Source organism: Mucilaginibacter sp. P4_G9 (assembly GCF_056400985.1).
Genome location: NZ_JBFUKF010000213.1, coordinates 1 through 8,910 on the forward strand (window position 1 = coordinate 1; position 8,910 = coordinate 8,910).

The 8,910-nt window shown below is 44.1% G+C and carries 4 protein-coding genes and 2 tRNA genes; 2 read left to right on the top strand and 4 right to left on the bottom strand.

The genetic code is table 11. From position 1 onward, the window contains the following. The first annotated feature begins 290 nt into the window (after nucleotides 1-290). Entirely contained in the window at nucleotides 291-1,988 is a 1,698-nt protein-coding gene (locus AC1DPZ_RS17095; protein ID WP_477405555.1) for a cellulase family glycosylhydrolase, read from the top strand. 316 nt (nucleotides 1,989-2,304) lie between these two features. Here AC1DPZ_RS17095 and galA read toward each other — a convergent pair whose 3' ends face one another. The 4 genes from galA to AC1DPZ_RS17115 all read right to left on the bottom strand — a co-directional run bounded on the left by galA (nucleotide 2,305) and on the right by AC1DPZ_RS17115 (nucleotide 6,543). Next, nucleotides 2,305-5,157 (bottom strand): beta-galactosidase GalA, encoded by a 2,853-nt coding sequence (galA, locus tag AC1DPZ_RS17100; RefSeq protein WP_477405557.1) that lies wholly within the window; start codon nucleotides 5,155-5,157, stop codon nucleotides 2,305-2,307. 570 nt (nucleotides 5,158-5,727) lie between these two features. Continuing rightward, nucleotides 5,728-5,812, bottom strand: a tRNA-Leu gene (locus AC1DPZ_RS17105). 51 nt (nucleotides 5,813-5,863) lie between these two features. Then, nucleotides 5,864-5,936: transfer RNA gene (locus AC1DPZ_RS17110), tRNA-Gly, on the bottom strand. 124 nt (nucleotides 5,937-6,060) lie between these two features. Beyond that, the gene (locus AC1DPZ_RS17115) at nucleotides 6,061-6,543 is read right to left on the bottom strand and encodes a regulatory protein RecX (RefSeq protein WP_477405559.1); all 483 of its coding nucleotides are present in this window, start codon (nucleotides 6,541-6,543) and stop codon (nucleotides 6,061-6,063) included. A gap of 61 nt (nucleotides 6,544-6,604) precedes the next feature. On the opposite strand from AC1DPZ_RS17115, the gene AC1DPZ_RS17120 reads away from it, so the two are divergent. Further along, nucleotides 6,605-8,910 (top strand): bifunctional UDP-N-acetylmuramoyl-tripeptide:D-alanyl-D-alanine ligase/alanine racemase (locus AC1DPZ_RS17120; protein WP_477405561.1); only part of this gene is annotated, 2,306 nt, incomplete at its 3' end.

Genomic DNA, 8,910 nt, shown 5'->3' on the forward strand with positions numbered 1-8,910 from the left:
TTAACCAATTAAACAAATAAACCGGTTCAGGCCCGTTTTATCCTATCGAAAAATGAAACTAATGTTAAACTTCGCCTTATGCGGAATGGCAACTGCTTTATTATTATTTTTTTTAATACCCCGTTTGGAAGGCAGTTATCAACACAACTGCCTATACCAATACCTATATAAACCTTAAACGTAATGATAAATATATCTTCGTTTTACCCGGCTGTCTGACACTTTCACAAGCAATTAACCAATTTATTAATACAGGCAAATTTAAACGCCGCCAGTTTAACCATCTTTTTATGAAGAAAACTTTAAGTTATTTTTTATGCATCCTTGCAATCCCGGTATTGACAAGGTGCACGAAGCAACAAAACGCTTCTCCAGATGCTAAGCCGCTCGCTAAAACGAGCACCAAAAAGCTAACCGCCACCAGTTATCCGAGTTACAACACATCGCCACTTGCGCCCGATCAAACCGGCGTTGCCAGTACGGCAACTCAGCTTGCTGCAAAGTTCCAGTTAGGTTGGAACATTGGTAACACATTGGAGGCAATAGGCGGCGAAACAAACTGGGGCAACCCTATGGTAACCCAGGCGCTTATTGATCAGGTTAAAAGAAGCGGTTTCACCGCCGTCCGTATCCCTTGCAGCTGGGACCAGTTTTCTGATCAAACCACGGCCCAAATTCAGCAAACATGGCTTGATAGGGTGAAGCAAGTTGTCCAGTACTGCGTTAACGACGGTTTGTACGTAATATTAAATATACACTGGGATGGCGGATGGCTGGAGAACAATTGCACTACCAGCGCGCAGGCGGCAGTTAATGCCAAACAAAAGGCCTTTTGGGAGCAGATAGCTACCCAAATGCGTGGCTTTGACGAACATGTAATTTTTGCAAGCGCCAATGAACCCAATGTATCAGATGCTACAGGGATGGGGGTGCTGCTTTCCTATCATCAAACGTTTGTTAATGCGGTAAGATCAACCGGTGGGCACAACAGTTACCGGGTGCTGCTTATCCAGGGCCCGTCTACAAATATCGACAACTCAAATACTTTAATGAATACCCTTCCCACCGATCCGGCCGCCAACCGCCTGATGGTTGAAGTACACTATTACACTCCCTTTAATTTTGCCGGTTTAACCGCCGATGCAGACTGGGGCACTATGGCCTATTATTGGGGCAATGGATACCACTCTACAACCGATGCTTCACGAAATGCCACCTCGGGCGATGAGTCGGATGCTACTACAGAGTTTGCAAAGATGAAGGCGAAGTTCATTGATAAGGGTATTCCGGTGTTGTTGGGAGAATATGGAGCAATCCGTAGGCTACAAACTCTTTCGGGAGATGCGCTAACATTGCATGAGGCCGGCAGGGCATATTATATTAATTACGTTACACACCAGGCGTTGAAATACGGTTTGCTTCCATTTTATTTTGATGATGGATCGCAGGGAAATAATGCATTCAGACTTATTAACAGGCAAACCAACGGAGTTGCCGACCAGCAAGGTTTAGCCGCGGTGGTACAAGGCGCTCAAAACGGTACATCATCAACCATCCAGGTTGGGCAAGTTTACCAGATTTATAACAGGAACAGCTTTAAAGCCCTGGAAATTGCTGGCTGGGGTACTGCAAATCAAACGCCGGCCGGCCAATGGGAATATTTAGCCGGCGCAAACCAGCAATTTAAAGTTGAAGATGCCGGAGGCGGTTACTACCGGTTAACCCCTATGCATGCCACCGGAAAATGCCTGGAAATGTATGGCTTTGGTACCGGTAATGGCGGGCAGGTAGATTTATGGGATTACAACGGCGGTCCAAACCAAAAATGGTCGATTCAGATAACCGACAACGGATATTATAAAATTACCAATGCAAACAGCGGAAAAGTTTTGGATGTTGCAGCATCTTCGCTCAATAACGGTGGTGCACTTGAACAATGGACCAACTCCGGAGGCCGTAACCAACAATGGGGATTTGTGAAAATATAAGTTAAATACAAAGCAATCAACTAAGTTATTTCACAAAATTGCCAAAAATCTCTAATGCCTCCGTTTTAAATGAGGTGTTAGAGATTTTTCTTAATGTTAGATGCTGATGACTTAAGTAAGTTGAACCAAAAATGGGCGGAAGGTGCTGTTATATTTCACGGATGGATGTAACATTTTTAGGCCAACCATATATTTACAATGGAAATGTTGTTGATAGTGTTTTTTTGAAAAGTTTGAGCCTGTCGGTTCTCTCCGCATACGCTGGAAAGTTTTACCGGTTTCAATCAGATAACTACTTCCAAGACCTTCCCGGTTACTATTTACTGCTGTCAATAATAAGCTTTTTTTCCTTTAATCCAGCTGATGTAGCAGTTAAGGTGATGTTCCCGGTATGGCTTCCGTCCGACTGGACAATAACCTGGGCCAGGCCGCTAAATAGCTTTCTTTTCCACGGGGTGGCCGGCGCTTTAAACTGAATAACGCCAGGGTCCTGGTTAGGGTTATCCCAGGGATTTTTCTTTTTGATGGGCAAGGCAACAATCACGATGCTGTTTTTGCCCTGTTTTAAAAACGCCTTACTGATGATAAACAGATCCCCGTCTTTATGATAATCAACATTGGCAGCCAACAAATTTCCGTTAAAATATACCGACTGTTTACGACCAATACTTTTATAAAAAAAAGTGAGCGGCAACCGTGTTAAATCATCCGTTAAATTAATACTGCCGCGATAAACCCAGGCTTTTACGCTGGTATCGCTAATATTGGTAAACGCCTTTTTCCAGCTGCTATCGTCAAAGGTTTCGGTTGTTTCACTTTTATCGATGGTATCGGCTATAGGCAACTCTTTCAAACCCTCAACATGCATATTTACCATCGTTTCCAGATATTTATCAGGCTCAAGCGAGGTGGGATTGCCGTTACCTACTCCGATAATTCTGCCGGGGCCTTCAATCTTAAAACTTATTTCATTACTGGCATCGGGTACCGCCAATCCTTTTTTATCAGTCAGGCTAACCTTAATTACCACTACATCCTGCGCGTCGGCTTTTAGCCTGTTTTTATGGGCTTCAAGAGCGATAGCTTGTGGAGTACCTGTAGTTTGCATGGTCTCGGTTAATACCTGTTTATCACCGGTGTAACCGATGGCTTTTAATGTGCCGGAGGTGTAGGGAACGGTCCACTCCAGATGCCCGTTTTTGGCCATTGCTTTTTTGCCCTGGGATTTGCCATTTAAAAACAGTTCCACTTCATCGCAATTACTATAGGCCCAAACGTTTATGGGCTGGTTTTCTTTACCTTTCCAGTTCCAGTGCGGCAAAAGGTGCAGCACCGGCTTGCTGCCCCACCAGGCCTTTAGGTACCAGGCATCGTCCTTGGGGAAACCGCACTGATCGAGCATCCCAAAATATGATCCAATAGACGGCCAGGAATAGGGGGTAGGCTCGCCACGRTAATCAAAGCCCGTCCAGATGAACATGCCCGCCAAAAACGGCCGTTTGGCATAGTAATTCCATCCCTCTTCAATACTGTAGGCATTGGGCCTCGGCTTGGCATCGTAAGCAGATTTGTAATGGAGCGAATCGTTACTAAAGTAAACTCCACGGGTAGCAAAAGTCGATCCTTCCTCGGTGCCCCAGCCTTTTTGCTGCGGGAATTTCTGGTGCTGTGCATCGGGATTTTCCTGTGCTATGTAATTAAAGCCTATTAAATCCATCACAGCTGATAGGCCCTGGCCCCAGCCACCACTAAACGCCGCGGTTACTGCCCGGGTGGTATCCAGGCTTTTTACATAGGTCTGCATAGTGGCTGCAATGCGGGCGCCCGTTTCAGTGTTTTCAATGCCCCACTCCTCATTACCTACCGACCAGCTAATTACGCTTGGGTGGTTGCGGTCGCGGTAAATCATTTTTTTTAAATTGCCCAGGTGATAATCATCAACGCCCATCAAGCGATTTTCGTCAATCACCAGCATGCCCAAACTATCGCAGGCATCTAATAATTCGGGGGCAGGCAGGTTGTGCGAACAGCGGTACGCATTACTACCCATCTCCTTTAACCTGGCTATCCTGAAATATTGCAGTTCGTCGGGGATAGCTGTGCCTACACCCGCATGTTCCTGGTGGTTATTGGTGCCTTTTATCTCCAACCGTTTACCGTTTAAGTAAAACCCGGTATTGGCATCAAAACGCAGAGTACGTATACCAAAGCGAGTTACGTATTCGTCAACGGGTACATTATTTACCAAAATGGTGGTAACCAAACGGTGCAGGTAAGGCGTATCAACCGACCATAATTTAGGATGCGATATTTCAATTTCACTGCTGTACCCGCCAGTTTTAAAAGGTTGCAGGGTATGGCCATCAGTTTGTTTGGTAGCCAGCAAATGACCTTCGCGGTCGTAAACTTTTTGTACAATGGCAAAATTATCTGCCCTGGTATCGTAATTGCTTATATCGGTTTTAACCGTTAACTGCGCCTTGCCGTTRCCAACTCTGCTACTAACGAATGTACCGTTTGCAGCAACGTGCAGGGGCGATGTTTTATTTAACCACACATGCCTGTAAATACCAGCACCTTCATAAAACCAACCCTCTTCCATGATTGCATCTGCTCTTACAGCAATGGTATTATCGCCGCCGTAGTTTAAAAGCGGGGTAATATCGTATTCAAAACCGTTGTAGCCACTGAGCTCGGTACCCAGATAATGCCCGTTTACCCAAACGGTAGAGTTGCGAAAAACGCCATCAAAAGCAATGCTGATATGCCGACCGTAATCCTGCTTTGCTATCGTGAACTTTTTGCGGTACCAACCCACGCTGCTCTCCGGAAAGTTTCGGCCCAGGGCTTTAAAACCATGGCTAAAACTGGCTTTTTCGCTAAAATCCAACTCAACGGCCCAATCATGCGGCAAATCAAGCTTACGCCAGGTCCTGTCGTCAAAATCAGCAGCGGCGGCACCATCGCCATAGCCCGCTTTGGCAAAATAGGAGAAATAGCCCGTGCCGCTGTTAAAATCTTTAGCGGTATCAAACGGATGGCCATAGGCGAACCGCCAGCCGGTATCTATACAAATATGCGCTCTTGATTTTTGCCCGCTGCCGGTGGTTTGTGCGACTACAATTAACGGACAAATAAATATCAGCAGCAAAAGGCGTAATGTTTTCATATAGAATTTAATAAGTACTAATTTGGGGCTCGGACTTGATAATATGCCGCTAAAATAAATGTTAAAAATACAGCTATCTAAAAAAAATACCCCCTGTGAAACTATTTGAGCATATTTTGCTAAAATAGTATCAATATGTAAAATAGTTGCAAAGCAAAAGCAAGTATTCACAAAAAAAGCTGCCATATCCCAAACTTTGTGGCAACTGGAAAAGCACCCGCTTCAGAGGCTGCTTTTTTATTAACTATTAACTTATCTTATAAGAATGATTGAAGACTTTTACTCTTTTTATTAAAATTTATTGAGGATGCATTTTATGGTAAACAGCTAATCCAGCATCCAGGAATTTCATATAACTGGCTGTATTAAAATCCGCGCCTTGTGGTGAAACAAGTGTCTGTTCATTATTAGGATCGAGCAATACATATAAGGGTTGGGAATTGGCTTCGAATTTACTGGTCTGCAAAAAGTGGCCTTCTTGCTTGATCCTCTTTTTGGGGGGGGTATAACAAAAAAAACCCTTAAATCATTGATTTAAGGGCTTAATGAAGCGTTTGACATCAGCTTCAGTACTCAGAGCGGGAATCGAACCCGCACTCCGTTTACGGGAACAGGATTTTAAGTCCTGCGTGTCTACCAGTTCCACCATCTGAGCAGGTGAGTAACCTTTTAAAAATAAAACCCTTCTTTTGATGGAAGGGCTTTGAGCGAAAGACGAGATTCGAACTCGCGACCCCGACCTTGGCAAGGTCGTGCTCTACCAACTGAGCTACTTTCGCATTGGTGTTTTTCCTGCTTTGAGTTGCTTTGCGGTTAACCGTTTGCCTATCTCGTTTGCGGGAGTGCAAATATAGACAGAAAAGCATACTCTGCAAGGGAAATTTTCACTTTTTTTTAAATAGTTTATAAGTCGCTGGCTTTCAAAACGTCAGCAATGATGTCGGCCTCGTATCCCCGGCTCGTGGCGTACTGTTGAAGTTTATACCGACGCTTAAGTTGATTTTTTTCGATGAGAGTGTTAGCCTTTTTATCCAATAACCTTGTTAAGGCAGCCAGGTAATCATCCAAATCAATAGTTAAAAGTGCTTTTTTTATCAGTATATCGGGTACCCGCTTTAGTTTAAGGCCTTGTTTTATCTTTATCCTGCCCCAGGCTTTCTGGCTAAACTTCCCCTTTGTATAGGCTTTGGCAAAGCGGTCTTCGTTTAAAAAATTTCCTTCTATCAGCTGGCTTATTACTTGCTCAACAGCGTCGGGCCATAATCCCCATTCATAAAGCCTGTCGCGTACTTCCTGTTGCGATCGTTCCTGGTAGGCACAAAAATGTTCGGCTTTAGCCAGTGCTGCTTTAGGGTCGGTGATCTTGATTTTTTTAGGGCCATCCATCAGAAACCAAAATTCGTTAAAAAATCTTCTATTGTTAGATTAATATAAGCAAATTCGTACCATGTTTAGCAACCAATACCCCATAACCCAGGTAAAGGAAATTATTAATGCCGGCGGTAATATTGTAAAGGAATATATAATTAGTATACTGTTTACCGATAGCCGGCGGATAAATAATCCTGCCGAGGGTTTGTTTTTCGCTTTAAGTGGCAGGCGTAACGGGCACGAGTTTGTTGCCGAGGCCTACGCGGCAGGTGTACGTAATTTTGTGGTAGAGCATGGCCCGGAGTTTAATCTGCCCGGGGCCAATTTTTTAATAGTGGCCAATCCTTTAGTCGCTTTGCAGGCTTTAGCCGCTTACCATCGTAACAAGTTTAATCTGCAGGTGATAGGCATAACCGGGAGCAACGGTAAAACTATAGTGAAAGAATGGCTGTATCAGTTGCTGGTAGCCGATAAGAATATTGTGCGCAACCCCAAAAGCTATAACTCCCAAATTGGCGTGCCACTTTCGGTATGGCAAATAACCAGCCGGAACGATCTGGGTATTTTTGAGGCGGGTATTTCTACCATTAACGAAATGGATAGGCTGGAGGCCATTATTAAGCCCCAGGTAGGCGTACTAACCCATATTGGCACCGCGCATGATGAAGGTTTTAGTAATCTGCGGCAAAAAGTACTTGAAAAATTGCAACTGTTTAAAAACTGTGAAAAGCTTATTTATAATTACGATCAGCTGATGGAATACCAGGCTGATATTACAGCCAAAGAAACATTTACCTGGAGCCGCAAATTTAACCAGGCCGATTTGTATGTTTTTAGCGAGACCGCGATATCAAAAAACTATTATATGCGGGCTTATTACCAAAACCGGGAAATAGAATGCCTTATTCCTTTTTCCGACCAGGCATCTATAGAAAATGCCGTTGTTTGCTGGGCAACTTTGTTGGCGCTGGGTTATAGCGCGGTTGAAGCCGATAAGCGGATAGAGCGCCTTACCCCGGTTAGTATGCGGCTGGAGCTAAAGAACGGGGTAAACAACTGTTCGGTAATTGACGACTCCTACAATTCTGATCTGCAATCGCTGGAGATAGCGCTTAATTTCCTGGGGCAGCAAAATCAACACCAAAAAAAGACCCTTATCCTGTCAGATATCTATCAGTCTGGATTACAACAGGACGTGTTGTACCACCACGTGGCAGATCTTATCAGTAGTAAAGAGGTTGATAAATTTATTGGAGTGGGGGAGGCGTTGATGGCCCATCAAGCCTATTTCAATATAGTAGAGCAGCACTTTTTTAAGGATACCGCAACAATGCTGCAGCAACTGAAACAACTTGATTTTAAAGAAGAAACCATCCTGATTAAGGGCTCGCGCAGTTTTGAGTTTGAGCGGATTAGCCGGGTATTGGCGCAAAAGGCCCATGAAACTGTGCTGGAGATCAACCTGAATACGTTGCTCAGTAATCTTAATTTTTATAAATCTAAATTAAAACCAGGTGTAAAAGTGATGGCCATGGTTAAGGCATTCAGCTATGGCAGCGGCACTTTTGAGGTAGCCAATATGCTGCAATACAATAAGGTTGATTATTTGGCAGTGGCTTATATTGATGAGGGCGTTGCCCTGCGGCAAGCAGGTATTAACCTGCCGGTAATGGTGCTTAATCCCGAAGTTTCGGCGTTTGATAAACTTATTGAGTATAAGCTGGAACCGGTAATATATAGTTTTGGCCTGCTTGATGATTTTGTAGGATATGCCTTAGGCCGAAATATTATAAATTACCCGGTACATATCAAAATAGATACAGGGATGCACCGCCTCGGTTTCGAAAATCATGATATTGAAACCCTTTGCGATATGCTGGAAGAGAACCGCTATATCCGTATCCAGTCGGTATTTTCACACCTGGTGGCAAGCGAAGCGGCAAAGCATGATGAATTTACCAAAACCCAGGTAAAACGCTTTGAAAAAGCTTTTAAAGAGATAGAGAAAACGCTGAATTATAAGGTGATTAAGCACTTATGTAATACTGCGGGCATCATTCGCTGGCCTTCTGCCCAATATGATATGGTTAGGCTGGGGATTGGTTTATACGGAATTGATTCGGCAGTGCCTGCCGCGGATAATGCCTTGCAGCCTATTGCCAGTTTAAAAACAAGTATAGCACAGGTAAAAAAAATCAAAGGCGGAGATACCATCAGCTATGGCAGGAGCGGTAAATTAACAAAAGACGGAAAAATAGCCACCGTTCGCATTGGTTATGCCGATGGCTACCTGCGCGCATTTGGCAACGGCATAGGTAAAATGCTGGTGAAAGGCAGGTTGGTACCAACAGTTGGTAACATCACCATGGATATGTGTATGCT